The sequence below is a fragment of the Populibacterium corticicola genome (assembly GCF_042683685.1).
Lineage (GTDB): Bacteria > Actinomycetota > Actinomycetes > Actinomycetales > Cellulomonadaceae > Timonella > Timonella corticicola.
The window spans coordinates 815,867-842,865 of sequence record NZ_JBHUOP010000001.1; the positions used below are offsets into that span (position 1 = coordinate 815,867).

General features: G+C 58.4%; 24 protein-coding genes. 8 read left to right on the top strand and 16 right to left on the bottom strand.

What is annotated here, in order from left to right:
• Positions 1-115 precede the first annotated feature (115 nt).
• Complete coding sequence (locus tag ACFSYH_RS03720; protein ID WP_377465175.1) at positions 116-1,570, bottom strand: aspartate ammonia-lyase; 1,455 nt, start codon at positions 1,568-1,570, stop codon at positions 116-118.
• 73 nt (positions 1,571-1,643) lie between these two features.
• The gene (locus ACFSYH_RS03725; protein ID WP_377465176.1) at positions 1,644-3,095 is read right to left on the bottom strand and encodes a hypothetical protein; all 1,452 of its coding nucleotides are present in this window, start codon (positions 3,093-3,095) and stop codon (positions 1,644-1,646) included.
• Between the two features lie 151 nt (positions 3,096-3,246).
• Between ACFSYH_RS03725 and ACFSYH_RS03730 the strand changes: the two genes are divergently transcribed.
• The 3 genes from ACFSYH_RS03730 (at position 3,247) to ACFSYH_RS03740 (ending at position 6,314) form a co-directional block, all read left to right on the top strand.
• Positions 3,247-4,329 carry an NYN domain-containing protein gene (locus ACFSYH_RS03730; RefSeq protein ID WP_377465177.1) on the top strand — a complete coding sequence of 361 codons (1,083 nt, stop codon included), beginning with the start codon at positions 3,247-3,249 and terminating at the stop codon, positions 4,327-4,329.
• A 224-nt stretch (positions 4,330-4,553) separates the two neighbouring features.
• On the top strand, positions 4,554-5,264 hold the full coding sequence (locus tag ACFSYH_RS03735; protein WP_377465179.1) for a hypothetical protein: 711 nt from the start codon (positions 4,554-4,556) through the stop codon (positions 5,262-5,264).
• A 639-nt stretch (positions 5,265-5,903) separates the two neighbouring features.
• Entirely contained in the window at positions 5,904-6,314 is a 411-nt protein-coding gene (locus tag ACFSYH_RS03740; protein WP_377465180.1) for a hypothetical protein, read from the top strand.
• 180 nt (positions 6,315-6,494) lie between these two features.
• On the opposite strand, the gene ACFSYH_RS03745 is transcribed toward ACFSYH_RS03740, so the two are convergent.
• The 8 genes from ACFSYH_RS03745 to ACFSYH_RS03780 form a co-directional block, all read right to left on the bottom strand.
• A complete protein-coding gene (locus tag ACFSYH_RS03745) occupies positions 6,495-6,830 on the bottom strand; it encodes a metal-sulfur cluster assembly factor (protein ID WP_377465181.1) in 336 nt (111 codons plus the stop codon).
• Positions 6,831-6,915: 85 nt separating this feature from the next.
• On the bottom strand, positions 6,916-7,410 hold the full coding sequence (gene sufU, locus ACFSYH_RS03750; RefSeq protein ID WP_377465182.1) for a Fe-S cluster assembly sulfur transfer protein SufU: 495 nt from the start codon (positions 7,408-7,410) through the stop codon (positions 6,916-6,918).
• A gap of 33 nt (positions 7,411-7,443) precedes the next feature.
• Complete coding sequence (locus ACFSYH_RS03755; RefSeq protein WP_377465183.1) at positions 7,444-8,766, bottom strand: SufS family cysteine desulfurase; 1,323 nt, start codon at positions 8,764-8,766, stop codon at positions 7,444-7,446.
• A gap of 153 nt (positions 8,767-8,919) precedes the next feature.
• Positions 8,920-9,681 carry a Fe-S cluster assembly ATPase SufC gene (gene sufC, locus ACFSYH_RS03760; RefSeq protein ID WP_377465185.1) on the bottom strand — a complete coding sequence of 254 codons (762 nt, stop codon included), beginning with the start codon at positions 9,679-9,681 and terminating at the stop codon, positions 8,920-8,922.
• Positions 9,682-9,695: 14 nt separating this feature from the next.
• Positions 9,696-10,037 (bottom strand): non-heme iron oxygenase ferredoxin subunit, encoded by a 342-nt coding sequence (locus ACFSYH_RS03765; protein WP_377465187.1) that lies wholly within the window; start codon positions 10,035-10,037, stop codon positions 9,696-9,698.
• Positions 10,034-11,269 (bottom strand): Fe-S cluster assembly protein SufD, encoded by a 1,236-nt coding sequence (gene sufD, locus ACFSYH_RS03770; RefSeq protein ID WP_377465188.1) that lies wholly within the window; start codon positions 11,267-11,269, stop codon positions 10,034-10,036. The genes ACFSYH_RS03765 and sufD overlap by 4 nt, the downstream gene beginning before the upstream one ends.
• Positions 11,269-12,714, bottom strand: coding sequence for a Fe-S cluster assembly protein SufB (gene sufB / locus ACFSYH_RS03775; protein ID WP_377465189.1), 1,446 nt, complete (start codon positions 12,712-12,714; stop codon positions 11,269-11,271). Before sufB ends, sufD begins: the two co-directional genes overlap by 1 nt.
• Positions 12,715-12,738: 24 nt before the next feature.
• Positions 12,739-13,560, bottom strand: a complete 822-nt coding sequence (locus ACFSYH_RS03780) for a helix-turn-helix transcriptional regulator (RefSeq protein ID WP_377465190.1) — start codon at positions 13,558-13,560, stop codon at positions 12,739-12,741.
• A gap of 328 nt (positions 13,561-13,888) precedes the next feature.
• On the opposite strand from ACFSYH_RS03780, the gene ACFSYH_RS03785 reads away from it, so the two are divergent.
• The 5 genes from ACFSYH_RS03785 to ACFSYH_RS03805 all read left to right on the top strand — a co-directional run bounded on the left by ACFSYH_RS03785 (position 13,889) and on the right by ACFSYH_RS03805 (position 19,393).
• The gene (locus tag ACFSYH_RS03785; protein ID WP_377465191.1) at positions 13,889-14,866 is read left to right on the top strand and encodes an ABC transporter ATP-binding protein; all 978 of its coding nucleotides are present in this window, start codon (positions 13,889-13,891) and stop codon (positions 14,864-14,866) included.
• 5 nt (positions 14,867-14,871) lie between these two features.
• Positions 14,872-15,645 (top strand): ABC transporter permease, encoded by a 774-nt coding sequence (locus ACFSYH_RS03790; RefSeq protein ID WP_377465192.1) that lies wholly within the window; start codon positions 14,872-14,874, stop codon positions 15,643-15,645.
• Positions 15,646-15,720: 75 nt separating this feature from the next.
• Complete coding sequence (locus ACFSYH_RS03795; protein ID WP_377465193.1) at positions 15,721-16,650, top strand: COX15/CtaA family protein; 930 nt, start codon at positions 15,721-15,723, stop codon at positions 16,648-16,650.
• 227 nt (positions 16,651-16,877) lie between these two features.
• The gene (locus ACFSYH_RS03800; protein ID WP_377465194.1) at positions 16,878-17,468 is read left to right on the top strand and encodes a DNA-3-methyladenine glycosylase I; all 591 of its coding nucleotides are present in this window, start codon (positions 16,878-16,880) and stop codon (positions 17,466-17,468) included.
• Between the two features lie 383 nt (positions 17,469-17,851).
• Positions 17,852-19,393, top strand: coding sequence for a choice-of-anchor A family protein (locus tag ACFSYH_RS03805; RefSeq protein ID WP_377465195.1), 1,542 nt, complete (start codon positions 17,852-17,854; stop codon positions 19,391-19,393).
• Positions 19,394-19,888: 495 nt separating this feature from the next.
• Here the strand turns inward: ACFSYH_RS03805 and ACFSYH_RS03810 are convergent, their stop codons facing one another.
• From ACFSYH_RS03810 to ACFSYH_RS03835, 6 genes are read right to left on the bottom strand one after another with little or no spacing between them, the layout of a single operon-like run.
• Positions 19,889-20,527, bottom strand: a complete 639-nt coding sequence (locus ACFSYH_RS03810) for an NUDIX domain-containing protein (protein WP_377465196.1) — start codon at positions 20,525-20,527, stop codon at positions 19,889-19,891.
• 9 nt (positions 20,528-20,536) lie between these two features.
• Complete coding sequence (locus ACFSYH_RS03815; protein WP_377465197.1) at positions 20,537-22,243, bottom strand: CTP synthase; 1,707 nt, start codon at positions 22,241-22,243, stop codon at positions 20,537-20,539.
• A 60-nt stretch (positions 22,244-22,303) separates the two neighbouring features.
• Positions 22,304-23,389, bottom strand: a complete 1,086-nt coding sequence (locus ACFSYH_RS03820; protein ID WP_377465199.1) for a glycosyltransferase — start codon at positions 23,387-23,389, stop codon at positions 22,304-22,306.
• Positions 23,390-23,398: 9 nt separating this feature from the next.
• Positions 23,399-25,090: a murein biosynthesis integral membrane protein MurJ gene (gene murJ, locus ACFSYH_RS03825; RefSeq protein ID WP_377465200.1), complete on the bottom strand. Its 1,692-nt coding sequence runs from the start codon at positions 25,088-25,090 to the stop codon at positions 23,399-23,401.
• Between the two features lie 2 nt (positions 25,091-25,092).
• On the bottom strand, positions 25,093-25,950 hold the full coding sequence (locus ACFSYH_RS03830; protein ID WP_377465201.1) for a hypothetical protein: 858 nt from the start codon (positions 25,948-25,950) through the stop codon (positions 25,093-25,095).
• Entirely contained in the window at positions 25,947-26,996 is a 1,050-nt protein-coding gene (locus ACFSYH_RS03835) for a copper transporter (protein ID WP_377465202.1), read from the bottom strand. Before ACFSYH_RS03835 ends, ACFSYH_RS03830 begins: the two co-directional genes overlap by 4 nt.
• Positions 26,997-26,999 lie beyond the last annotated feature (3 nt).

The following is a 26,999-nucleotide window of genomic DNA, read 5'->3' on the forward strand; positions in this document are numbered from 1 at the left end:
CATCACGCAATCATCTGACCCAGCCTCGCTGGGTCGGGCCGGGTGTGGGTGACTGGCCAGTTCGTCGCAAATCCCGCACGTCAATCAGTGAAGCCTCCAAACGTGACGTGTGCGCCTACGGCTGTGGCTCCTCAAACAGTTGTTCCTTGCTTACCTGCGCGCGTTCCTCGGCGTCTCCAACACGTGGCCGAAGATTTGCTAGCCGCTCTGGGCTGAGCACCAGATCAAGTTCGGCTTGGGTCATGAGCCCGCGTTCCCGGACAATCTCGGCGACTCCCCTCCCCGATGCCAAAGCTTCGGCAGCGATCGAGGTGGCCACCGAGTATCCGAGTAGCGGGTTGAGGGCGGTCGCCAGACCGATCGACTGCTCGACCATGCCGCGCAGCCGTTCCTGGTTGGCGCTAATACCGGAAACGCACCGGTCTGCGAGCGTGTGGCAGGCGGCGGTGAGGTGCGCAATTCCCGAATCGAGTTTATGGAAGATGATGGGCTCGAATGCGTTGAGCTGCAGTTGCCCGGCTTCGGCTGCCATGGAGATGGTGACGTCATTGCCAATCACCTCATAGGCGACCTGGCTGACCACCTCCGGGATGACCGGATTGACCTTACCCGGCATGATCGAGGACCCAGCTTGCATTGCGGGAAGGTTGATCTCGCCAAACCCGGCGCGTGGCCCCGAGGACAGCAAACGCAGGTCGTTGCAGATCTTGGAGAGTTTTACCGCTACTCGTTTAAGCGTTCCTGACAGCTGTACGAACGACCCGACATCCTGCGTTGCCTCGACGAGGTCCGCCGCGGTCACAACGTTGAATCCGCTGACCGCGCTGAGGTAGTTGGCTGCGAGCGCCGCATATCCGTGTGGTGCGTTGATGCCGGTTCCGATGGCGGTTGCGCCGAGGTTGATTTCGGTGAGGAGGGTTGCGACTTCGTCGATGCGGGCGCGGTCTTCGCCGATCATGATGGCGAAGGCTTTGAACTCCTGTCCGAGGGTCATGGGGACGGCGTCTTGGAGTTGGGTGCGCCCCATTTTGAGGATGGTGTAGAACTGGTCAGCTTTTTCTTCGAAGGTGTTTTCGAGGTGGCGCATTGCTGCTTTGAGGTCTTCGATGGAGTAGAGCAGCGAGACTTTGAGGGCGGTTGGGTAGGCGTCGTTGGTGGATTGGGAGAGGTTGACGTGGTCGTTGGGGTTGATGATGTCGTAGCGGGCTCGTTCGTGTCCGGTGATTTCGAGGGCTAGGTTGGCTATGACTTCGTTGGCGTTCATGTTGGTGGAGGTTCCGGCTCCGCCTTGGATGACGTCGACGATGAATTGGTCGTGGTGTTCGCCGTCGATGATGCGTTGGCAGGCTCCGATGATGGCGCTTGCGATGGCGGGGTCGAGGTCCCCCAGCTCGGCGTTGGATTGGGCGCAGGCCATTTTGACTGCGGCGAGTCCTTTGATGAGGTTGGGGTGGTGCGAGATGGGGGTTCCCGTGATGGGGAAGTTTTCGACGGCTCGTAGGGTTTGGATGCCCCAGTAGACGTTTGCGGGGATGTCTCGGTAGCCGAGGAGGTCTTTCTCCTGTCGCACTGTTTTGCTCCTTGTTTTCCGGTGTCTCTTTTATTCTGACAGCCGCAGTGCGTTTCGGCTTGTTGTCCTCTGGTTAGTGGCTGGTTTTTGTCCGTGTGCGGTAGCGGTGTGTGGCCCAGGTGAGGAGCAGGGTGGTTGTGATACCGATGGCGATGCCTGTGGCGAGTTTGATGTGTCCGTAGTTGGCGATGCCTTCGCGCAGGAGTGTTTGGTGGTGGCTTACTTCGAGGGTGTTGGCTCCTGTGAGTGCTCGGTTGTGTGGGTCTTGTTTGATTCGGGTGAGTTCTTCGATGATGGCGTTGCTGTATTGGGTTGTGGCGAGGTAGGTGTCGGCGCTCATGGTGTAGCCGTCGAGGTAGGTTCTTGCCCAGCTTTCGAGGGCGTAGATGGTGTGGTCGGCTTGGTAGGTGTAATAGCCGGGTGCGCCGTTGGCGCTGATGAGGATGAGTGGGGCGGTGTAGGTGCTGCTTGGCGACGAGTAGTCGGCTTCGAACAGGTGGGTCAGTTCGAGAGGTGGCTGGTGTGTGTCGGGTTGTGGGGCGGCTGTTTGGGCGCATTGGTAGTAGTTACTGAGGGCTGAGTCGATGATGAGCTGGGCGCAGTAGGTGTGAACCTCTGGGTCCCAGGTTGGGGTGTCGGTGAGGGTGAGCCAGGTGTTTGGTTCGCCGTTCATGGCGTTTATGTCTGGCGCGGTTTCGTATGCGAGGGGTATGACGTGGGCTATTTCTACGGTGTTTGTGCCGTCGAGTGTCATCCCTACTGATCCTGTATAGGCTTCGTTGATGAGTTTGGGTGCCTGGTTGGTGAACCAGTCGGTCACGTACTTGGGTGCTTCGAGTGGGAGTTGCCCGACGGAGAGTAGCCAGGTTCCGAAGGTATCTGCGGGTGCGTGTGGTGTGCCGAATAGTGCGAGGGCTTTGTCGTTGAGGGCGTGGACTTTGCCGCCGTTCGAGTTTTCGGGTGGGCTTTCGGTGAATAGTGCACCTTGGTAGGTGACGAGTAGTTTGGGTTGTCCAGTGTAGCCGGTGTTTTCGCGTTCAATGGTGACGATGTGTGGGGCGGTTGTTCCTTGACTGGCTTCCCCGGCCTCGGAGACGGTCACTGCGGTGCACAGGTAGTCGTCTGCGAGCGCCACTGGGTTTTCAGTGTTTGTTGGGGTCTGACTCTGCATTGAAGTCTGACCCTGTATTGAGGTGTCATCTTCTGGGTGGTGTGTGATGGGTGCGCAATAGACGCCATCGCCTCGATACAGTGCGCCGAATGAGTCTGGGTACGTCTCGAGGAAGGACATACTTGAGGTGTCGAGGACGTAGTGTGGGATAGGGGTGCCCAGCACACCCGAGCGGTCCGACTCGTCGACAAGCCGACTGGAATTCTCCGCAAACCAAGTGGTGACTTGTGCTGGGACCTCGGTGGGGTCGGACAGGGACAGTGCTCCTGCGGGTGGTGCTGCCGCGATAGCGGCGGTAGCCGCACAGGTGGCGATGAGGCCTGCTGCGAGTGTCTTAATGATTGATCGTGTCATGACGCTAGCCTTCCTTGAACCCAGCCGTACGTGAAGATTGTGTGTGACTGATAGCGGACTTTACAGTCGCAGTGGCGGATTTCTGTGTAATTGCGTGGTGCTACCTCCCCGAATGCAGCGGGCTTCCAACTTCACCACGTAACATTGCGACATGATTAATCAAACTGCCATATTTGTCGATGCTGGCTTTCTACTGTCCGCCGGCGGTCACCGTGTGGCTGATACCACTTTTAGAAACGCTGTGAAGGTCCAATATTCAACTCTTATCAAAGGCCTGACACGAGAGGTGAAGGTTCACTCGGGAACGACTAACCTGCGCACGTACTGGTACGACGCGTCGCGCGATGGTCTGCTCACCGATGAGCAGAAGAAGATCGCGATGATTCCCGACGTAAAGGTGCGTCTTGGTCGGTTGAACTACTTTGGGGAGCAAAAGGGTGTGGATCTTCGTCTTGCACTCGACCTCGTGGGGTTGGCTCGGACTGGCTCGGTACGTACCGCATACCTGATTTCCGGTGACGACGACCTCACCGAAGCGGTCGAGGAGGCCCAGTCACTCGGATTGAAGGTCGTGTTGCTTGGAATCCCCGATGAGAGTGCTCGTCTCGGTTATTCATCCGTTGCAGATCACCTTGCGGTCACCGTGGACTCGATTATGTCGATTCCAGAAGATCTACTGAACTCCACGTTCACGCGCACGTATACGGCTGACGACGAGCGGGCAAAGACCGCATCTGCGATTGCTTCGGCTGAGGTACGCCCCGCACCGGAGGTGGTTGCTGTCGAAGCGAGTGAGGAGCCGATTGTTGAGTCAGCTTCTGCCGTGCCAAAGCCGGGTGTTCCGAATCCTGCGAAGATCGCTTCACGACTCGCTCAGACCACCACCCAGTCGGCTCCTGCGCAGCAGGCGGAAGTTGCGGCTCTCGTGTATTCGTCCCACACAGGTATGACGAGCGAGGGTATGAGCGGATACGTTGGAGCCACCGCTCATGAACAGGAGGTCATTGAGACGGCTCGGCGCATCGGCACATCGGTTGCTCGCACCTGGTACAACTCGACCACGCAGGCCGAGCTCTCCGAAATCATCGCTGATCGTCCACTGCTGCCACCGGACATTGACCGGGTACTCCTCAAAGACTGTGCGCAGGCAATCGGTGAACAGGACACCTACCTACAAAGCGTGCGCCGTACCCTGCGCTGGGCGTTCTGGGAAGAGATCGACCTGTTGCAGTGACTAGGCTGCCAGGTGAATGGGGCGTTCCCTCTTAAGAGGGGCCGCCCCATTTCTTTTTGCCTTCACTGTTGCACCCACATACCGCAGTCGTTGTTTCCACAGGACTCGCACCTGAGTGTTTCGTCCACAGATCGTGCCACTCGCTGGTTATGCCTTGTGAGGACCGTGTGTGATGAATACGCGCATACCGCGTAACTCATCCGCACAGTTTGATTGGTCACCTCATGAAGAAGATCTCGGCGCTTTGCCTGCTCTCGCTGATTCTGCTCATCTCAACAGCTTGTTCCCCCGGGAGTGAAGTATCCCTCAAGCATCCACCCACCATGCAAAACCCTGCGGCTGTCGCGGGAGCAGCGGCAGGGGCAGAGCCACTGACAGCAGATCGTTCTGAAGGCAACGATCCTCGCTCCTCTGAGAGCACATCCACGGGCAGTCCTGAACGGTTGGATCCCAGCGCCTCAGAAACTGAATCGCCCACTGCGGAAACCAGCATCCCGCGCGATCCAGAGACTCGCGCCAAGGTGATGAGGCAGCGGGACGTGGATGGTGGACTCGCCTTTGCCACCTTCTACTTTCTATCCCTGCTTGAAGCTGTCGAGACCTTGGACACCTCAACAGTCATGGAACTCGCTGGAAGAGAATGCCAGATATGCCTGGCAGACATCATGGCAATCAACGCCGCAGTATCAGCAGATTTCCCAGTCGAGTTCTCATCAGTACTCCCCTCCGAGGCTCTTCAGGCCACCGAACTCGGTGATGCTCACTATCACTTTGACGCCACCATGACACATACCTACTATTCGTCGCCGGGGAGTGCCCCATTCCTGCGGTACACGGTGGATCAACAACTCCCGGGCTTCTTCGAGGTCAGACATGGAGCCGAGGGCTGGCGGATGCTCGACTACGATGCCTACGCTCAAGACGAGGAACGCTAGTGGCGAGGAGCACTGCATGCATGTGTCACCAATCCACATCCAGCTCGACGTGCAGCGCTGGGCACGGAAGACAACGCACGTACGAAAACGCCTGCATAGAGCCTGATGCCGCGACTGTTCGCCATGAACCCTGAGACAAACAGGGTGCATCAAGGCAGTTCAATGGGCCTCTATAGCACCCTTGGTACATATCAAATACGCTGGTAAAAGCGTGTGGCCGCGCACATTGAACTCCAAATTGATTAGCACAATATCCAGCGTGGACACATATTTGAAGGTGTTGGCTATCAACCGGAAATTACATCCTCGATCCTAAATTGTTCAACGACATAATTAATTAGACCGGCCCCGAGTCGATTTATTTAACGCACGGGGAAACCGATGACAGGTTCCTGACACAACAGCGGCGCTCGTCCCCATACACAACAACACCTAGGCAAATCAACACATCAAGCGCTGCACTCATGATAGCCTCGAAGACACGGACCCGTTAAGTGCGGCATTAAATAATACTTACTTTCCCGATGGAAAGGCGGTATACCGAATCTGGGCGATATTGACGCACATCACATTTCCAAGTGGATAGTTTTTGTTCTGAAATCCCTTGACTTCCAATGTTTGAAGATTAAGATAAACAACATGACCACCCCCACTCCCGACTACTCAGGCCTCACGTTCTCCGGTGCCTACACCAAGGATCAGATCCTTATGGAGTACGTATTGGCCACAACTGTGGACTCTTTTATTGATCAGGTACTTCTCACGATCAACCACTACCGTGCGGTCGGGCGCCTACACGTCAAAGGCATCACCGCCCTTGAAGCCATGCGCTTCTCATTCCCTCCAGCCCTCGGGGACGGCTACCAAGCAGACCTGACCAAGACAGTTCAGTACGCCGGACTCCAGGCGATTGGATACTACGAGGATCGCCTTCCTGAACACGCAGAACACTTCATGGACCAACTCACCGACGCCATTGTCGTCATGAGCGCCTCACGCCGCGGTGGCCTACCTGAGGTTGCCAGGTTCGCCGAGACCGTCGACGCCTAAACCCTCTACTCACCCCCGCCTTCTTTCCACGGCCCGCGTCGATGTGGGATACCGCAGCACACTCCTACATTGCTCGACTGTGCTGCAGCCACGACCAAGGGACGGTTTCAACGAGGAAACCGTCCCTTTTGTTGTGCCAGCCTATATCAGCCTCAGCGAACCGAGACGTAACTCACTAACTCAGACGTTGAAGCCAAGTGCCCGCAACTGGTCTCGTCCATCCTGAGTGATGTGCTCTGGACCCCACGGTGGCATCCATACCCAGTTGATACGGAACGAATCGACCAAGCCCTCAAGCGCTTGAGCCGACTGGTCCTCGATCACGTCGGTCAAAGGGCAGGCCGCAGAGGTCAAGGTCATATCGATGACAACGGTGCTATCCGCCTCAATCGAGACCCCATACACAAGACCAAGATCGACAACGTTGATCCCCAACTCCGGGTCAATCACGTCACGCATCGCTTCTTCGACGTCAGCGACTGTGAACGGCGCTTCTGCAGTGGTATCGCTGCTCATAGCGTCTCCTTCAATTACGTGGAGTCCTGCGACAAGTTGCGCACATCTCCAACTTCCTTACAAACCTATACCGTGGCACCAAGACTTACGAGCCGTGCACGCCAGCCTTGGCAAACGTGTCTTTCAAAGCCGACCATCCAAGCAAGGCACACTTGATGCGCGCCGGGAACTTCGAGACTCCGGTGAACGCCGTTGCATCTCCAAGGGCATCCTCCTTGGCCTCAGCCGCCTCATCCAATTCGCCGAACCCCTTACCGCGGGTGTCCATGAGTTCACGGAAAATCTCCGCGATCTGCTCTGCCTCCTCAACGGTCTTGCCCTCAACCAACTGGGTGAGCACCGACACTGAAGCCTGCGAGATCGAACAGCCCTGACCGTCCCAGGTCAACTGGGAGATGGTAGGCGATGACTCATCACCAGCAAACGAGACCCGCATCGTGACCTCATCACCGCAGGTCGGATTCACCTGATGCGACTCCGCGCCGATACCCTCCAACAGTTCCACCAGCCCTTTACCTGTTGGATGCTTCGAGTGATCCAGGATCACCTGCTGGTAGAGCTGTTCCATTGAGTTACTCAACGTATCTGCCTTTCGCGCACAACCTAGAGAAAATCATTCCAATCCGAAGAACGCCCGCACACCGGTCAAAGATTCCCGGAACGCCCGGACCTCCGCAACGGTGTTATAGACCGAGCCCGTCACCCTGCTCGTTGAGGCTATAGAGAACCTGCGGTGCAGCGGTTGAGCACAGTGATGTCCAACTCGCACCGCGATACCGTCATTGTCCAGAATCTGGCCCACGTCGTGTGCATGGACTCCCTCTACGACAAACGCCACCACGGCCAGGCGGTTCTCAAGATCCGTCGGACCAATAATCCTGATTCCCGGGATCGAGCCGATCGTCAGCATCTCGCGCGCAAGTTCGCGTTCGTGCGCGTAAACACCGGCCATGCCCAGTTCGGACAGATACTGGGCGGCCGCACCCATGGCGACGGCCTGGGCGACCATCTGCGTTCCCGCCTCAAACTTCTGCGGTGGCGGCATGAAGGTGGACGACTCCATCGTGACCACCTCAACCATGGAGCCACCAAAACTCACGGGTGGCAGAGCCTCAAGGAGTTCCCGGCGTCCATAGAGCGCGCCAACGCCCGTAGGTCCGAGCATCTTGTGTCCAGAGAACGCCGCGAAGTCCACGCCGAGCTCGTGGAGATTCACCGGAATATTTGGAACCGACTGGCACGCGTCAAGCACGGTGAGTGCGCCAACCTCACGGGCGCGGGCCACAAAGGCGGCGACGTCGGTGATCGCACCGGTCACGTTGGAGGCGTGGGTGAACGCCAAGATCCTCGTGCGTTCGGTGACCACGGTGGCCAATGCGGAGACATCGAGCCGCCCACTGTCCAGGACGGGAATCCACTTGAGTGTCGCTCCCGTGCGCGCCGCAAGCTCTTGCCACGGGATGAGGTTCGAGTGGTGTTCAGCCTCGGTCACCACAATCTCATCGCCTGCGCTCAACGCGAACCGTCGTGCGGCGTCTCCCCCACGCCCGAGCGTAGCATTGCCAAAACCATAGGCGACGAGGTTCAGGGCGGCAGTGGCCCCTGAGGTCCACACGATCTCGTCAACGTCCGCACCGACAAACCGCGCTACCTGCTCGCGCGCGTACTCAAACGCATCCGTGGCTTCCTCGGCCAACTGATGCGCGCCACGATGTACAGCGGCGTTGCGTTGTAGATAGAAGTCTTGCTCAGCGTCAAGTACCGGATCAGGTTTCTGGCTTGTCGCACCTGAATCCAAATAGACAAGAGGCCTACCGTCGCGCACAGTGCGCATCAGCAGTGGAAAGTCCGCACGTACAGCAGCCAGCTCCGTTGCGCTCAGGACGCTTTCACCGTGTCCCGCACGGGCGGAACCATCATCAAAAAGCTGAGACATCTCGACTCCTCAGGTCGGAAAAGAAAGGTGCGCTGCCGCCATGCGGCACGATGGCAGCGCACCTGAAAATCTTGAGCCCACCCCTACGCAACACGAGGGGTGAACCCGGACGGATCGTCGTCAATCAAAAATCAACAACCCGGCCGACGTCTTTCAGGCGGTGGCGCCCTGGAGGTAACGGTCGTAACCCTCAGCCTCAAGACGCTCAGCGAGCTCTGGGCCACCCTCTTCGGCAACGCGTCCGGCAACGAACACGTGCACGAAGTCAGGCTTGATGTAGCGCAGGATACGAGTGTAGTGGGTGATCAGGAGGATACCGGCGTCAGTGTTGTCCTTGACGCGGTTGACACCCTCGGACACGATGCGCAGCGCGTCAACGTCCAGACCGGAGTCGGTCTCATCGAGGATCGCGAACTTTGGCTTGAGAAGCTCAAGCTGGAGGATCTCGTGACGCTTCTTCTCACCACCGGAGAAGCCCTCGTTCACGGAACGCTCAGCAAACGAGTCGTCCATACGCAACTGAGCCATAGCGGACTTGACGTCCTTGACCCAGGTGCGCAGAGCGGGCGCTTCGCCGTCGATCGCGGTCTTGGCGGTGCGCAGGAAGTTCGATACCGAGACACCTGGAACCTCAACCGGGTACTGCATGGCAAGGAACATACCGGCGCGAGCACGCTCGTCAACCGACATCTCCAAGACGTTCTCACCGTCGAGGAGAACCTCACCATCGGTGATCTCGTACTTTGGGTGGCCTGCGATCGAGTAAGCCAGAGTGGACTTACCGGAGCCGTTGGGGCCCATGATCGCGTGGGTTTCACCCGAGTTGATGGTCAGGTCAACACCGCGGAGGATCTGCTTCGAGCCCTCCTTGGTCTCTACACTCACGTGCAGGTTCTTGATTTCAAGAGTGGACATGTGGATTTCTCCTTTTACAAAGGTTTCGGCGCATCGACATCAACGAACACGTTGTCGCCCTCGATGCTTACTGGGTAGACAGGGACTGGTCGGGTTGCGGGCAATTGCATCGGCATGCCAGTTTTCAGGTCGAACTGGGAACCGTGCAGCCAGCATTCGATCAGGCAGCCTTCAACTTCTCCGTCAGACAGTGCAACCTGTCCGTGCGAGCACACGTCGTAGATGGCATGGAAATCACCGTTTTCGTCGTGGACGACAGCCACGGCGATTTCCCGTCCATCCACGGAGTCAAGCTCTACGCGCAATGCCGTGCCAAGCGGCACGTCGCCTACGGAACAAGCGAGTTGAGCGGTCATGCGTCCTTGCCACCGGTAATGACGGTCATGGACTTTTCGAGTTCGGAGTCGATCGATGCGAGCAGGCGTTCCTCAACCTCTGCGACGCCGATTTCCTGGATGAGTTCCGCGAAGAATCCGCGTACCACGAGGCGGCGGGCATCTGCTTCGGTGATACCGCGAGCTTGCAGGTAGAACAACTGCTCATCGTCGAAACGACCGGTTGCCGAGGCGTGCCCCGCACCCTCGATCAGGCCGGTTTCGATTTCGAGGTTGGGAACCGAGTCCGCCCGGGCACCGTCCGTGAGCACGAGGTTGCGGTTGAGCTCATAGGTGTCGGTGCCCTCTGCTTCTGCGCGGATCAGTACGTCGCCAACCCACACAGTGTGTGCGCCCTCACCCTGGAGTGCGCCCTTGTAGGTCACGCGGGACTTGCAGTTTGGAACCGCGTGGTCCACGAACAGACGGTGTTCCTGGTGCTGGTTCTCGTCTGCGAAGTACAGACCGACCATTTCAATGTCGCCACCCTCAGCGGTGAACTCCGCATCAGGAGTCACACGCACCACGTCGCCACCGAAGGTGACCACAACGTGCTTGACCACTGCATCGCGACCGATCTTGATGCGCTGCGCGGAGGTGTGTACGGCACCGTCGTTCCAGTCCTGTACGGAGACGACGGTCACGTGCGATCCCGCCTCAGCAACGACCTCAACGGTCTCATTGAGCAGTGCGTCGCCACGGTGGTCGATCACGATGACCGATTCGGACAGCGGCTGCGCCTGAACGAGAACGTGTGCCGCCTGCGCGACATCGGCAGCTCCCGAGATGTTGATGTGCGTTGCTGCGGACGCCTTGACTTCCTTCGGAACCGTGACAACAGTGGCCTTGGTGAAGCCATTCCATGCGGTCACAGCGGTTCGGTCACCCGGGGTGCCTGCCTGTCCGAGACGCGGGTCCGTACGCTCAACCGTCTCAACCAGAACCTCAGGGGCAGCCTCAACCTCAACGGTTGCGGTGTCTGCCAGTTCACTCGAGAACAGCGGAGCGATGCGCGCCACCGGTGAGAAACGCCATTCCTCTTCGCGGCCCGACGGCACCGGGATGACGTTGAGATCGAAGGACGTCACGCGGTCAGCGCGCGAACCTTGAACCCCGCTGTCGGCAACGCCGTGGCTGTGTGCGCCATCTGCGGTTGCCCGCGAGTGATCGGTGCTCAGCCCTTGTGGGGCTGCGCTAGTTTCAGTGCTGGTCATCAGCCAACAGATCCTTCCATCTGGAGTTCAATCAGGCGGTTCAGTTCGAGTGCGTACTCCATCGGGAGCTCGCGGGCGATAGGCTCCACGAAGCCTCGAACGATCATCGCCATTGCCTCGGTCTCATCCAGGCCACGGGACATGAGGTAGAAGAGCTGGTCCTCGGAGACACGTGAGACGGTTGCTTCGTGTCCCATCTGGACGTCGTCTTCACGCACGTCAACGTATGGGTAGGTGTCGGAACGCGAGATCTGGTCAACGAGTAGGGCGTCGCACAGAACGGTCGATGCTGAATGCGATGCGCCTTCAAGTACCTGGACGAGACCGCGGTAGGAGGTACGTCCACCACCACGCGCAACGGACTTCGAGACAATCGAGGATGAGGTGTTTGGAGCCGCGTGCACCATCTTGGCGCCGGCGTCCTGGTGCTGTCCTTCACCGGCAAAGGCAATCGAGAGGGTCTCGCCACGGGCGTGCTCGCCCATCAGGTAGATGGCCGGGTACTTCATGGTGACCTTGGAACCGATGTTGCCATCGACCCACTCCATGGTTGCGCCCTCTTCAGCGATCGCGCGTTTGGTCACGAGGTTGTACACGTTGTTCGACCAGTTCTGGATCGTGGTGTAACGAACGCGGGCGTTCTTCTTAACGATGATCTCGACGACTGCGGAGTGCAGCGAGTCGGACTGGTAGATGGGGGCGGTACAACCCTCAACGTAGTGTACGTAGGAACCTTCATCCGCGATGATCAGGGTGCGCTCGAACTGACCCATGTTCTCCGTGTTGATGCGGAAGTAGGCCTGCAGCGGGATCTCGACGTGCACGCCTGGTGGGACGTACACGAACGATCCACCGGACCATACGGCAGTGTTCAGGGCCGCGAACTTGTTGTCGCCGGATGGGATGACCGAGCCGAAGTACTGCTCGAAGATCTCTGGGTACTCGCGCAGACCGGTGTCGGTGTCAACGAAGATGACACCCTGTTCCTCAAGGTCCTCACGAATCTGGTGGTAGACGACCTCAGACTCGTACTGAGCCGCAACACCTGCAACGAGGCGCTGCTTCTCGGCCTCTGGGATACCCAGGCGGTCATAGGTGTTCTTGATGTCCTCTGGGAGTTCTTCCCACGAGGTTGCCTGGCGCTCAGTGGAGCGCACGAAGTACTTGATGTTGTCGAAGTCAATGTCCGAGAGGTCCGAACCCCAGTTTGGCATTGGCTTCTTCTCGAACAGGCGAAGCGCCTTGAGGCGCTGGTTGCGCATCCATTCCGACTCATTCTTGAGGTCGGAGATGTTGCGTACGACTGCTTCACTGAGACCACGCTGTGCTATTGCACCTGCTTCATCTGAGTCATGCCAACCGTACTCATATGAGCCGATGGAGGCGATGATCTCATCGTCACTGCGTGGCGCGTCCGCATTAGCGGCTTGCGTTGGGGCGCTCATTCTTTTCCTTCCACGTTCCGTGTGTTACGGACGGTCTTGCTGACCTTGCGGGCGATTCACGGGGACGTTGGTGGTGCACACGTGTCCTCCCCCGGCGAGGGTCACGAGTCGTTGGGTGTGCGTGCCCAAAATCTTTGAGAAGAGTTTGGCCTCGGCTTCACACAACTGTGGGAATTGGGCTGCGACGTCCTGCACTGGGCAGTGGCCCTGGCACAACTGGAGCATTGGCACGCCGGCAACCGGTCTGACGCTTGCGGCAAATCCTTCGGCGTTGAGAGCCTGTGCGAGTTGCTCAACGCGCCCTTGCGGGTCGGTTGCTGTGATGGCTTGCGCGTATTTTTCTTCGAAGTGCGCGAATCTGTGAGCGGCGAACTCCTCGACCGCTCCCTCTCCGATTTTCTCCACGAGGAACGCGAGTGCTTCGGCTGCGATACCGGAGTATGCGCTGGGAAGTTCCTCATGTGCTCGTGTGGTTGCCACGTACTGCCGTGACGGCCTGCCGCGGACGCCTTTTTCTGGCCGGTCGGTATAGACCTCAATCTGCCCGCTGTCTTCGAGGTGGGAGATATGGCGTCTGATACCGGCTGGGGTCAGTTTGAGGATATCTGCGAGTTTTGCCGCGTTGATGGGCCCGTCACTGATGATGAGTTGGAGCACTCGTTCCCGAGTGGTTTCTTCATCGGTGGGGGTATGACCCGCTTGGTCGAACTGCGTGGTCTGTGCGACGACGTGGTGCTGTGGTTTCTCGTTGCGTGGTGCGCCTGGTGCACCTGTGGGCTGCTGCGCTACGCGCGTTGGCCCGGCTGATGCTCCGGTGTTGGACGAACTTTCGCTGATTGTTGCCATGTGGTGTCACCGCCTTTCTCACGAATCGACCGTGTGTTCTTGGGAAGGTGTGCACCGGATGTGACCCGTAAACCGCTGGCAAGGCCTGCGGTTGCAGTCTGCCCTCGACACACCATTACCTAGAACAACATTTAAGAAACATTTTTGTTCCCTAATTGGGGTTTGGCAAGCAAGGTAAACCTCATTTCGACCTCTATCGTGGGGTGATTCACGCCACCGTCCCGGATGATTGCCGCGGGTTCCTCCATGGTTCTCTCAGGTTTTACCCATAAACTCTTGACCGCGCCCGTCTCGGCGTCTTGTTTCTCCTACCGTCAGTGAGTGTGAGTTGACCTCCAACGATGTCGCGTCGCGTGCTCCCGGCACATCTGACTCGGTGCCCGACCCTGATCTTCCGGTCGCGCTTTCCATTACCAACCTGCATAAGTCGTTCGGTGGGCGCGAGGTCGTCAAGGGTTTGTCGCTATCGGCTCGTCTGGGTCATGTGACTGCTGTGCTGGGCCCCAATGGTGCGGGTAAAACAACCACGATTGAATGCTGTGAAGGTCTGCGCACCCCTGACAGCGGCGTCATCAGGATCTTCGGCTTGGACCCGGCACGCGATGGCGCACGGTTGCGTTCTCGCGTCGGGGTCATGCTGCAGGATGGCGGCTTGCCCACGTCGGTCCGGGCACTCGACATGTTGAAGCATGTCTCGCGCATGTATGCCTCACCGTGGGATGTTTCTGATCTGGTTGAACGTCTCGGAATCGATTCATTCGCTTCGACGACCGTCCGCCGCCTGTCGGGCGGCCAGCGGCAGCGTTTGGCTTTGGCGGCGGCTTTGGTGGGACGGCCTTCTCTCTTGTTCCTCGACGAGCCATCGGCCGGGATGGACCCGCAGAGTAGGCATGCGGTCTGGGAGTTGGTTCGACAACTACGTGATGAGGGTGCCGCGATTTTGCTGACAACACATCTCATGGATGAGGCACAGGCTCTCAGCGATCAGGTCTATATAGTGGATCGTGGTGAGGTGATCGCGCAGGGTGCTCCGCACGAGTTGGGTGCGACCCTAGACGATCAACTGACTTTCCATACGGATCGCGCGCTTGGGATGGACCTGCTGGATTCATTGGTGGAGTCTCCCGGGCAGGTGACCCGGCTTGCGTCCGGCGCCTACCGTGTCACCGGTTTGCCCATCCCCGCGGCAATAGCTCAGGTGGCGGGCGCGTGCGCACGTCACGACATTACGATCACCTCGTTAACGTCTGGAGTGCAGAACCTAGAGGATGTGTTCCTCGATCTCACAGGAAGGAGCCTGAGGTGAGCACAGTGGCTCAACGTCCTCCGCTCGGCGCCGGTCAGCCCGCTTCCGCAGCCCGCCGCATCAGTACCCAGGCATTCTTCGAGACCCGTACCCTGCTGCGCAACGGCGAGCAGCTCATGGTCTCGATTCTGATGCCGCTGGCGATATTGTTTGCCCTTGGCAAAACCGAGGTGCTGGATTTTGACATCAACGGTAACTCGCGCTTGGACTTCGTGGTCCCGGGCGTGATGGCACTGGCAGTCATGGCCAGCGCGTTCACCTCTCAAGCGATCTCCACTGGTTTTGATCGCCGTAATGGCGTGCTGCGGTTTATGTCCACGACTCCTCTCGGGAAAGACGGGCTGCTCCTAGCAAAAGTGTGTGCGGTCTTGACCATTGCGGTCATTCAACTTGTTCTGGTGGGCCTCGCAGCACTCGCGCTGGGGTGGCAGACCTCCGTTTTGCCACTCGCCCTTTCCCTGGTTCCGGTTGTTCTAGGTGCCCTTGCCTTTACCGCGTTCGCACTGATCGTGGCGGGGACATTCCGCGCAGAGGCTGTCATCGCCCTGGCCAACATCATTTTGGTTGCGTTGATTGTGGGCGGAGGCGTGGTCGTTCCTGCCGCTCAACTACCCGGATGGCTCGCACCGATTGCCACCTACCTCCCTTCTGGTGCACTCGGCGACTGTCTGAGAGGCGTCTTCCTGGACGGCGCGCTACCCCCCCTCCCCCTGACGGTGCTGACCGCATGGGCGGTGTTCCTGTCCTATGGCGCAGCACGCCTGTTCAAGTGGCACTAACGCACTTGCTCGCATGAGCGAAACAACCCTCAACCCGCTTCCCTGAAACGCCTTCAAAGACATACGGTTACTTCTGTGAACACTCCTCAACAGTCCCCCGCTCTCTCACGCTTCACATATCCACTTGCAATCGCCAACCTGATCGCTCAGATCGGCATCATCGTGACCGGCGGTCTGGTCCGATTGACTGGGTCCGGTTTGGGCTGCTCCACCTGGCCCATGTGTGAGCCGGGACAGTTCGCACCCGAGTTTCATGCCGAGATGACCTTCCACCCCATTGTGGAGTTCGGCAACCGCACTCTCACCGGTGTCCTGAGTGTGATCGCAGGCCTGCTGCTCCTCAGCGTCCTCCTGGACAAGAGCCGTACTCAGGCAATCAAGAGGCTTGTATGGTGGCCGATCATCCTTATCGCCGTTCAGGCGGTTGTGGGCGGCATCACCGTCCATGTGGACCTACACCCTGCAGTCGTGGGGATTCACATGATCATCTCCGTGGCGCTCGTGTCGCTGTCAACGGTGATTGTCTACCGGGTATCTCCTCGCGAACGCGCAGATGTCGCTCGAATCCCCGTTCGCGTCAAGCAGGTAGTGGCAGCGCTGGGACTGTGGATGCTTCCGATCGTTGTGCTCGGTGTCATCGTGACCGGCGCGGGACCGCACTCCGGCGATGACGAGGTCGGCTACCGCTTTAGCGTTGACCCCATGATGATGGCTCGCATTCACGCATTGTCTGTCTGGGTGTTTGTGGCCCTGCTAGCGGTGCTTGCGTTCCTCATGTATCGAGCACGCGCACAGAGCGTTGACCTTGCCCCTCGACCGCTGACTACTGGTTTTTGGTGGGTCGTTGCGGTTACTGCGTTGCAGGGAGCAGTCGGTTACTACCAGACGTTCAACGGACTGCCTTGGGTTGTGGTGACCTTCCACCTGCTTGGGGTTGGCGTGTTCGCAATGGTGACCACCAACCTGGTGTTGCTGACTCGTCCGACTGTTGCGACTCGTCGCTAATTTACAGCTTGTCGACGCCAGGGCTGGGCCTGCAGATAGTCTGCGGTCCCAGCCCACTTGCTTTCATTCCAACTACTGCATGGCAGTGGTTGGACGCGTTTCCACAAGGCGCTTCCAACCGGTTGAGGGTACATAATCCACAGGGCGGCACCAGGTATGCATGTCTTCCGCTGAAGAAATCGAGAAGATAATGGGTAACGCATTCAATCCAGACCAAGGAGGCCCCCTTGCAGCCAGCCGACGCAACCCCACCGATCATTCGCACTCCATGGGCCGAAACCCACGAGCTACTACGCGACTATTACGACACTGAGTGGGGTCGTCCCGTCACAACCGATCAGGGGATATTTGAGAGGTTGAGCCTCGAGGCATTTCAGTCAGGCCTCTCGTGGCTCACCATCCTCAAGCGACGTGAGGGCTTTCGCGCCGCGTTCGATGATTTCGACTATCACAGGGTTGCAACCTACACAGATCTCGATGTTGAGCGTCTGCTCGAGGACACACGCATCATCCGTAACCGCGCAAAGATCCAAGCGACCATCGGCAATGCGCGCGCAGCAGTGGCATTGGAAGATGAAGGTGGGTTAGCCGAGCTTGTGTGGAGTTTCAAGCCGGAACAAACCCCCATGCCGCACACCATGGCTGACGTGCCAAGCCAGTCTCCCGAGTCCGTGGCTCTATCCAAGGAACTACGCCGCCGAGGGTTTCGGTTTGTCGGTCCGGTGACCATGTTCGCGCTGATGGAAGCTGTTGGGATCGTGGATACGCACATCATGACCTCTCACCTGCGTGGCGTCTCGGGAGTTTGGGAGCGGTAGCAGACATCCGGAGCTGTTCCAGTCTGCGAGATTTCTTGAGTGAATGAACTCCCCGGCTCGCACTCCCCATACAAAAAGAAATAACCTTTCACCTGGTAATACATCCGCATATTGCTGCCTTCATTAACAATCCTGTTCTCCCTCGAGGCATTGGGGAGTTCACCCCCTTGGGGCACAAGCATGGGAGAACCTAGTCTCAGCCTTAGTAAGGAATCCTTACAGATTCCTTGCGGATCACGCGCGTGCATGTATTTATCCCGCCGAACCTCGCCGTGTCCGCCACCCTGGGTCTTGGGCAGTCAAACGCAACGCCCAAAACACAGGAATGTAGATCATCTACACCCCCGCTCACCAAAACTGCATCAATCCACATAGGAGTTCTTGTGCCTCGCACCTCCACCCTCCTGCCTGCGCGCCCTCGCGCGGGCTTACGGAAGCTTGTCGCCGTCGCCACCGTCGGCGCCTTTGCCGCATTCGGCGCGGCAACACCCGCCTTATCAGCCCCGCTGCACACCCCTAAGCCCATCACCGACACCTGCGAAGAGGGTTCACTTCCTGGAGTCGGCAACCCCACCTCGCCAATCACCGATGAGAACGTCTCTGTATTCGTCGGAGGCAACTATCGATCCACCAACGCAGAGTCCGAAGGATTACTCGTTGTCCTTGGAGACGCATGGAACCAGTCAGGTCTGCTCAACGTGGGAACCGTTGGGGTAGGGTCGGGCATCCTCCCCGAGTCCGGAAGCGTCATGCTCGCCGTGGGCGGCGACCTCATCATTGACGCAGAGGTCCAGGTTACGCACCCAATCGGCGGAGTCACCTGGGGCAAGGTTCAGGTCGGTGGAGAGATTAAAGGGTCGCACAAGACCCACATCAGCACCGGCAGCCACCCACACGCCGCTGAGATCCAAGAAGGTATAGGTAAAGATGCCGCTGTCGGAGAATGGCTGCACCTAACTGATCTCATTACGAGTGAATCCCAGCGGTTGAGCAAGATCGTTCCCTCGCAGGTGATCACGCAGTGGCCCTCTCCATACCAGATCGACCTCCCTTCCGGGGATGAGGTCAAGGCCGTGGAAATCAACGCTTCTGCCCTCAACCAGCTTTCGGGCTCAGCAGTTCATTTCCTTGGCGATGCTGCAGTTGCAGGCCCTCTAGTCATCAACGTCATCGATGACACCAACGGTGTACTCAACATCAACTTCTCCTCGTTCTTCTCCAACTCAAAGAATGTGGACTTCACTGACCCAGAGTTCCCACACCTCGCGTCGAAGTTACTGTGGAACATCGATTCTTCGTTCAAGGACATCACCATCGGTGGTAAGGGCAAGGGTGGAAACCAGTTCTTCGGAACCGTTCTTTCAGCAAGTGGCACCGCAGTTGTCACCCTGGAATCCGCAACCAACGGTCGCATCTGGGTCAACGGCGACCTCAACACCCTAAATGGCGGCAACGAACAGCATGCCTATCCCTGGATCGGTGGCGGCTTATTCGACTGCACCCCAACACCTGGTCCAGAAGAACCTGAAACCCCGGACACTCCTGATCAGCCGGAGACCCCCGAGGGACCAGAGCAGCCTGAGGTTCCGGAGACGCCTGAGACCCCACAGGGTCCAGAATCTCCCGAAGAACCCGAATCTCCTGAGAATCCGGACGAACCAACCGTGGATGTTCTGGATGAGGAGGAGGAACAGTTGGATGACCCAACTGAACCATCGCCAACTCCATCTGTTGGCGTCTTGGATGACACTGTGGAAGCCGATGAGGACGATGAGGCCACGACGATCGAACGCTCAGACGAGGCAGACGACTCCGATGAACTTGTCGTCACAGGCGCGGCTGTAACCGGTGCGGCGATCATCTCCACGCTATTGCTCGCGGCAGGGCTGGGAATGGTACTGCGGGTACGCATGGCACGCGACTAGAGACTAAAGCTTCCCGCTTAGGGAATGACGGTGGCCCACCAACAATTGTGTTGGTGGGCCACCGTCGTTATTTGGTGAATGAGGAGGGTATATGCGTTCTGTGGGTATTGAATCCATCGAACACCGACACAACCCACAGATCACGTGTCGGTTGGCCTGCACTGCTCATGGAGCAATCAGAACGTGTGAACGGCTCAGGTGTGTCGGTGGGGCGGTTCTGGTCCAGGTGCATGGTTTTTGTGTGTGTATATGGGCCAATCTGACCCCATCGATTCTGGTGGACGACGAGACGGCCGAGATGAACATGGTTGGTAGCGCACACTCGATGGGCTGTTTTTGACCCGAGTACATAACCTTTGTATACGCCATCGGACCAGTTTCAACCCATCGGAAAAGCACACTGCCGCGCATAGGTAATTCCCATGCGTGGCAGTGTGCTCTTATAGTGCGTCCAAAACCCAGATCTGGTCCTAAGCCCAAGCCGGACCCTGAAACCTAGATCCGTTCCGAGACTTTCTGCGTTCGTCGGAATGGGAACGCTTCATCCACACTGCGAAGGGTTGTCCAGTGACGATCACGGGCAGCACTTACCGCGAGGATGCCGACGACAGCGGAAGGATTATGAATCTGACCGCTCAGCACCAAGTTGACTGCGTCATCAATCTCAACCCAACGGCTCTCCATGCCGATCTCTTCGTCCTCGCGGACATGCCGCTCAGCAGCAGACACCTCATGGAGACCACGTGCCAGGAACACCCGAATAGCCTCATTGTTTCCACCTGGAGTTGTGCAGTAGTCCACAAGGACCTGCCACGAATCTGCCCTCAGGTCTGCTTCCTCATACAGTTCACGAGCCGCTGCAACCTGTGTGGGTTCACCCGGAATATCCAGCAAGCCTGCGGGCGGTTCCCACAGGTAAGCACCAACGGGTTGGCGATACTGGCGCAGCAACAGGATTCGTTCCCGGTCATCGAGAGCGATAACCGCAACGGCACCGGGATGATCGATGTACTCGCGAGTGACCACACCTGCTTCGCCAAGGTTCACGGACTCACGTACTAGGTCGAAGATACGACCCTCATGGACAATACTGGCCTCAGTGACTGGCTGCGGATCAATTTCGTCGCGAATCATGTTGTCGGATCAGCTCTGTTGGAAGTCGAGGGCCGCCGCAATCAGACCGGAGAACAGTGGGTGCGCCTTGGTTGGACGCGACTTGAACTCAGGGTGCGCCTGCGTCGAAACGTAATACGGGTGGACGCTCTTTGGCAGTTCCACGAACTCCACCAGTTCTCCATCTGGTGATGTACCAGAGATAACAAGCCCTGCCTCTTCGATCTGAGTGCGGTAAGCGTTGTTGAACTCGTAGCGATGGCGGTGACGCTCTGAAACCTCGCGAGTTCCATATACCTCTGCGGCTACGGACCCTTCGGCCAGAACTGCATCATATGCGCCCAGGCGCATCGTACCGCCCAGGTCGCCCGCACCTTCGACGAAGGCCTGCTGCTCTTCCATGGTTGCGATGACAGGGTGTGCGGTCTCTGGATCAAACTCAGAGGATGAAGCTCCTTCAAGCCCGAGTACGGTCCGTGCATATTCCATGACCATTGACTGCATGCCGAGGCAGATACCCAATGCTGGGACCTTCCCTTCGCGGGCCCAGCGCAGTGCGCCGATCTTGCCGTCGATTCCGCGCACACCGAATCCCCCGGGAACGATGATTCCATCGACTCCCGCCAGTGCATCGTGGGCACCTTCAGGGGTTTGGCATTCGTCAGCGGCAACCCAGCGGATGATGATCTTGGCGTCGTTCGCGAATGCGCCTGCACGCAGCGCCTCGGTGATGGAGAGGTAGGCGTCTGGGAGGTCGATGTACTTTCCTACCAGTGCAATCTCTACCTGGGATTTCGGGTTGTGGACACGCTCGAGCAGGGCGTCCCATTCGGTCCAGTCAACGTCGTTGACCTTGAGGCCAAGACGACGCGCAACGTAGGAGTCGAGCCCCTCGGAGTGGATGACGCGTGGGATGTCGTAGATGGATGGCGCATCCTTACAGGTGACAACAGCCTCATTGTCGACATCGCACATGAGCGCGATCTTGTCCTTGACCGGGGTTGGAATGTCACGGTCGGTACGCAGCACGATTGCGTCTGGCTGAATACCGATCGAACGCAGTGCGGCAACCGAGTGCTGGGTTGGTTTCGTCTTGAGCTCACCGGATGGGCCGATGTAGGGGACGAGTGAAACGTGGACGAAGAAGCAGTTGTCACGACCGAGTTCGTGGCGGACTTGGCGCGCCGACTCAAGGAATGGCTGCGATTCTATGTCACCGACGGTTCCGCCGATCTCGGTGATGATGACGTCAACGTCAGGGCTTGCCTGAGCGCGCATGCGTTCCTTGATCGCGTTGGTGATGTGCGGGATGACCTGGACAGTGTCTCCAAGGTATTCGCCGCGACGTTCCTTAGCGATGACGTTCGAGTAGATCTGCCCGGTGGTCACATTGGCTACCTGGTCAAGATTGACGTCGAGGAAACGCTCGTAGTGTCCGATGTCGAGATCGGTTTCTGCGCCGTCTTCGGTCACGAATACTTCACCGTGCTGGAACGGGTTCATCGTACCGGGATCAACGTTGAGATAGGGATCGAGTTTCTGCATCGTGACCCTTAGACCACGGGAACGAAGTACTCGTCCGAGAGAGGAGGCGGTCAATCCCTTACCGAGGGAGGATGCGACGCCTCCCGTCACAAAAATGTGTCGAGTGATGCTCGACGACTGGATCGTGTCCAAAACCGGGGTGCTGTTCGCTTCATCTACCACGGAATTCAATCCTAACAGTAACCACACCATCCGCCACTAATGCAGACGTATGTGCTGGGGTGACATTGGCCATGCGTAGCGTTTAACGCCCTATAACCCTTGGTAGAGAGTGGTGAGCGATTCAAGCACTTCGGATTCAGTAGGTAGTTGCTGCGACCGTTTCGTTGCACGCTTTTGCAATCCAGTCTTTACCTGGTCAACCGTGAGAACCTGTTCGACCGCGACCTTCATCGCCTCGGCATTTGAGGCTTGGACGTAGAGGGCGGCATCTCCTGCGGTCTCGCGGGTTCCGCCGACGTCTGTTGCAACGATCGCCGCCCCGGCCCGCAGGGCCTCCTGAACTGCAACGGGTTGACCCTCCCAGACTGCCGCGTTGACAACCACATCTGCCGCATTGAGGAGTTCTGGAATATCGGTGCGTCGTCCCAGGAAACGTACGGCGGCACCGGCTTGGGCGGCTCTTTCCTCTAGCCCGCTTGCGAGGGGTCCATCACCGGCAACCACCCAGAGGTGCTCCACTCCTGCCGCGTTGAGGAGCACGGATGCTTCGATCGCCGTGTCCAAGCCTTTTTGCGGTGCAAGGCGAGCGACAGTCAACACAAGTTTGGTCTGGGCGGCGCTTTCACCCAGCAGTTGACGACGAGTTTGGTCGCGAGTGCAGTGCGGCTCACGTAGCGTGGGGGCAGGCACGAGCGCGCGTCCATGCACCTTGGCACGCTTTGCACGCATGCGATCAACAAGATCTGAAGAAACCCCGAGAACGGCATCTGCACGCAATGCGACAATCCGTTCAAGTACCTGGGTGACGGATTGGACCTTGAAGGATCCCACCGGGAGATTGTGCAGGGTGACAACCAGCTTTGGCCGGTGTGATCGGGCCATAGAGCCCAATGCGATTCCGGCCATGGCACCCGCCCGCAACCCGTGCGCATGTACCACGTCCACGTCAGCGACAAGCTGCTTGATACGCCCAAGGACCCGTGCATCCCCCAGGGATGGCCTATCGGTGATCTCAACTGTTCGATGCTGCGTGATCGGGCTGAATTTCTCAGCGAGGTTTCCAGGCGATGCGACGATGACCTCGAGACCCGGTGCGTCGTCTAGGAGACGCGCCACCTGAGCGACATGTTGGGATACTCCCCCAGCGCTTGAACCAAGTAATTGCATGATGCGCATGTGCGACTCCTAGTGACCCTGTGGGGTGTGTGAGGATGCGGGCGGCTGTGTTGGTTGAGGTTCCGGGCTGGGAACCTCGTTTGCCTTGGCGCTATTGCCACGCCTGCGCAGGGAGGCGAGTGCTGAGCGTACCGTTGCACGATCCAACACATAAGTGAGCGTTGCAAACACAATGATCGCGACGCAGGCTGCGAGCACACCGACCGCAATCGAGACGAGGAGCGATGCGCCTGCGGGAAGTACCGCGTAGGCAACCAGATATCCCGCTGCACCCGCCAGACCAGCCGCACTTATCGTCGTCAAGGAGGTGCGTAGCACTCCCGCAACAGGCTGCGGACCGCAGCAGGAACGCACTGCATAGAGCAGTCCGATTCCGGCAACGGACATTCCGATCGCTTGCGCCGCTCCCAACAACGCAACCGTCCACTGCGGGCGGCCCACGACTATCGGGAGGATGACCGAGAACAGGGCGGCAACAAACCAACCTGCTGCGGTGAAACCCACGGCTGCGCGTCCACGATCCACGGAGTACAGCACACGTGAGAGTTGCAGAATCAGTGCATATCCAACGAGTCCCGGAGCAGCGCTCGCGATGGTCTCAGCCATGAAGTCGACCGAACCGCGGGTGAAGGTCGCGAAGAAAGCTTCGAGCGGTTCTGCAGCTGCGATCAGAATCGCGCTCGACAATGCCGCAAGCGCAATGATCGTTCGTGTTGTCGAGGACACCATACGCGCAAAATCGGCATGCATCTTGCGCGATGCAAACTCTGCGATCCGTGGGAACGCACTCGTTGCGATGGGAACAACTAGAACTGCATACGGGAGTACGTAGACCGCCTGCGAGTATTGGAACAGATTGAAGGTTTCCGGTTGACCGTAGTGTGATGCCATACGCATCACCACGAGCATCGTGAACTGCTGCGCGACAAGAGCGCCAACCCCGGCAAATGCGAGGGCACGTGCACGAGTACCCTGTCCATGCGGAAAACGAAATGACAGCCGGAACTTGAGCCCCAGGCTTCGCACAGGCCCCACCATTGTGAGCGCCATGGCCGCAACACCCGCCGTCGTACCCCAGGCAAGTACCTGCAGTGCTTGGACGGTTAACTGCGAGACGTCACTTTGATTGCCGTCAGCGAGCAGACCAAACACGAAATAGGTCACGATGACGGTGAGCGAGGAGAACAGCGGCGCGAGCGCTGGCCACAGGAACCTCTTATGGGCTTGAAGGATGCCACCGAACAGAATGCCGACACCATAGAGCGGAATCTGCAGTGCGAAGACGCGAAGGAAGAACACCGCAGTAGTGTGCAGTTCCTCCGTGCGCATGTGCGCCATCGCGGAAACGATAGGGGAAGCGAATAGGAATACCACGAGTGCGATAGGCACCAGAACAGCAAGCGTCCAGGTCAGTAACGCGGATGAGATGCGAGACAGATCAACCTTGGAATCGCGAGACAACGCGCCCGCCAAGAGCGGGATAACAGCCCCCGCAAGCGCACCACCGGCGGCGACCTCAAACAGAACGTTTGGAAGTTGGTTTGCGATCGCATACGGCTCTGCAACGCCCCCCGTGCCAACCCACGTAGCTTGGGCAATTGAGCGGGCAAAGCCTAGTAGTCTGCTCAGCAGTGTCACCACGCTGATGAGGATTGCTGCACCTGCAAGGGACTGGACCCGTGCGGAGAACCTCGTGTTCAAGGCTAACTGGCCGATTCGGACTCGACGTGTGCGGGCCTGCGACCCCACATATCGACCGTGTTCAGATAGTGATTGTTCGCGATGACCTGCGAGAAACTTACCTTCTCACTTGCGAGCGTCAACCCTACGATTCCCACCGCGCATGCCAGTCGTGCCGAGCGCGGCGCATGTTGGACGAACGAGGCACCAAGAAGTGCACCCATGGCGTTCGCTCCCCCGTCGCCGAGCATCGCACGTTCCCCCAGGTCTTCAGGAAATGACACTGCGGCGCTGCCTGCGATGACCGCCCCTGCGGAGTTACCTTGGAGCAGCCCGAATGTCGCTGCCGCTGTCGAGACTTTGAGTGCTCTGCCTGGGCGCAGGTCAAGGAGGTTCATGAGGTTTGCGCAGCCGGCTATTACTACTGTGTCGAGTAAGACATCGAACGCTTTGGCCTGCTCACGGGACTGGGCACTCAACAGCGCAGACGCAAACGCCGTTGCGCCGATACCAATAACCTTCAGTCCACCAGTGGTCAACTGCCCCTGTGCGAGTGCGCCTAAGTGCCCCTTCAAACCTTTTGACCGCACGGAGGTGTCCTCAGCAAGGTCGTCATAGACACCAAACGCACCAGCTCCGGCGCTAGCAATTGTCTGTGCTAGTCGCTGTCGTGGATGCTTGGCACCAAACAGTAGCGATCCTGCCGTAATGCCAGCAGCAACAGCGGGGCCCTCAAGCAACGTGATCGGCTCACCACGGTGATTGGTCCGAGTCCAGCGATCACGTCCACCGGGTTGCGTGTCTTCAAGGAGACGACGCACACCTGCGGTTATTGCGGCGCCAGCAACTGTTCCAAGTATTACCCGGCCTAGCGTGTTCACTGCTCGGAACCGTCCTCGTCGGCCTCGCCCTCATCAGTATCAGGTAGGTCAACGTCAGTTTCGGGATCAACGGTTGAACGGTCAGGTTCCGGTAGAACGACTGCCGCAGGAACGAGTGCGGTGGCGTTCGACTCGAATCCAAAGTGGCCGATCTTCTGGCCAATCGCAGCCGACAGGGCAAGTGGCGTGTTCAGTTGGCCAACGGGTGTGTCCGCATCGGAGACGGTGGCCACGAGTTTGAGCAGGGAGGCGCTTGCGCGGATAGCTGACACAAGATCCGTGTCAACCACGTGTTCGGTCGTGACAACGACCCCTTCCGTGGAGCGCGCGGCTTCCTCAGCGATGTTCATCTGCAATGAGGTCGCGTCAGTGAAATCCGCTGACTCACCTTCAGGTACGCCCGTCACATCGTTCGAGCCGTCAATGATGATGATCGCGTCAACGGGAGTTGGCGTGTGGCGGTCCAGGCCGATCAGCTTCGCCTCCTCCAGGATTGACAGCGCAAGTTCAGCGTTTGCGGACATGTCGTCGGCGTCCGTTGGGTTTTTCTCTCCGAGTGCAACGATCAGCGCGGCTGCGAGAATTTTTTCGGAGGGAAGTTCCTTTTTGTCGTCTGGGAGCAGGTCGGTCAAGGTATTCGCAAGGGAAACCCGAGTCGCAGCCTGCTCGCCGTCTGTCCACAGATCGTTGACCGTGATTCGGCTCGAAACGGTGGCACCCGCGTAGGTGACCTGCTGCTCAATGCTCTCAAATCGCTCGTCGCTGACTGACCCGAGTTGAATCACACCAATGCGGCGTCCGTCGAGAGCGCCCTTTGCGACACGTTTGGAAGCCGCAGAGACGTATTCGTCAACGTGTGCGCGTTCCTGAGACTCGCGGTCAAGGGCAGCACGCATCTCCTCTTTCTCTGCGCGCAACTGCTCAACCTGTCCGGTCAGGGTGTCACCGATGGTCTCCTTCAACGGGCCAGCACCCAGGATGATACCCACGGCCAGTGCCAAGAACACTGAGATGAGGGAGACGATGTGGTACCGAAAGTCAATCACTGA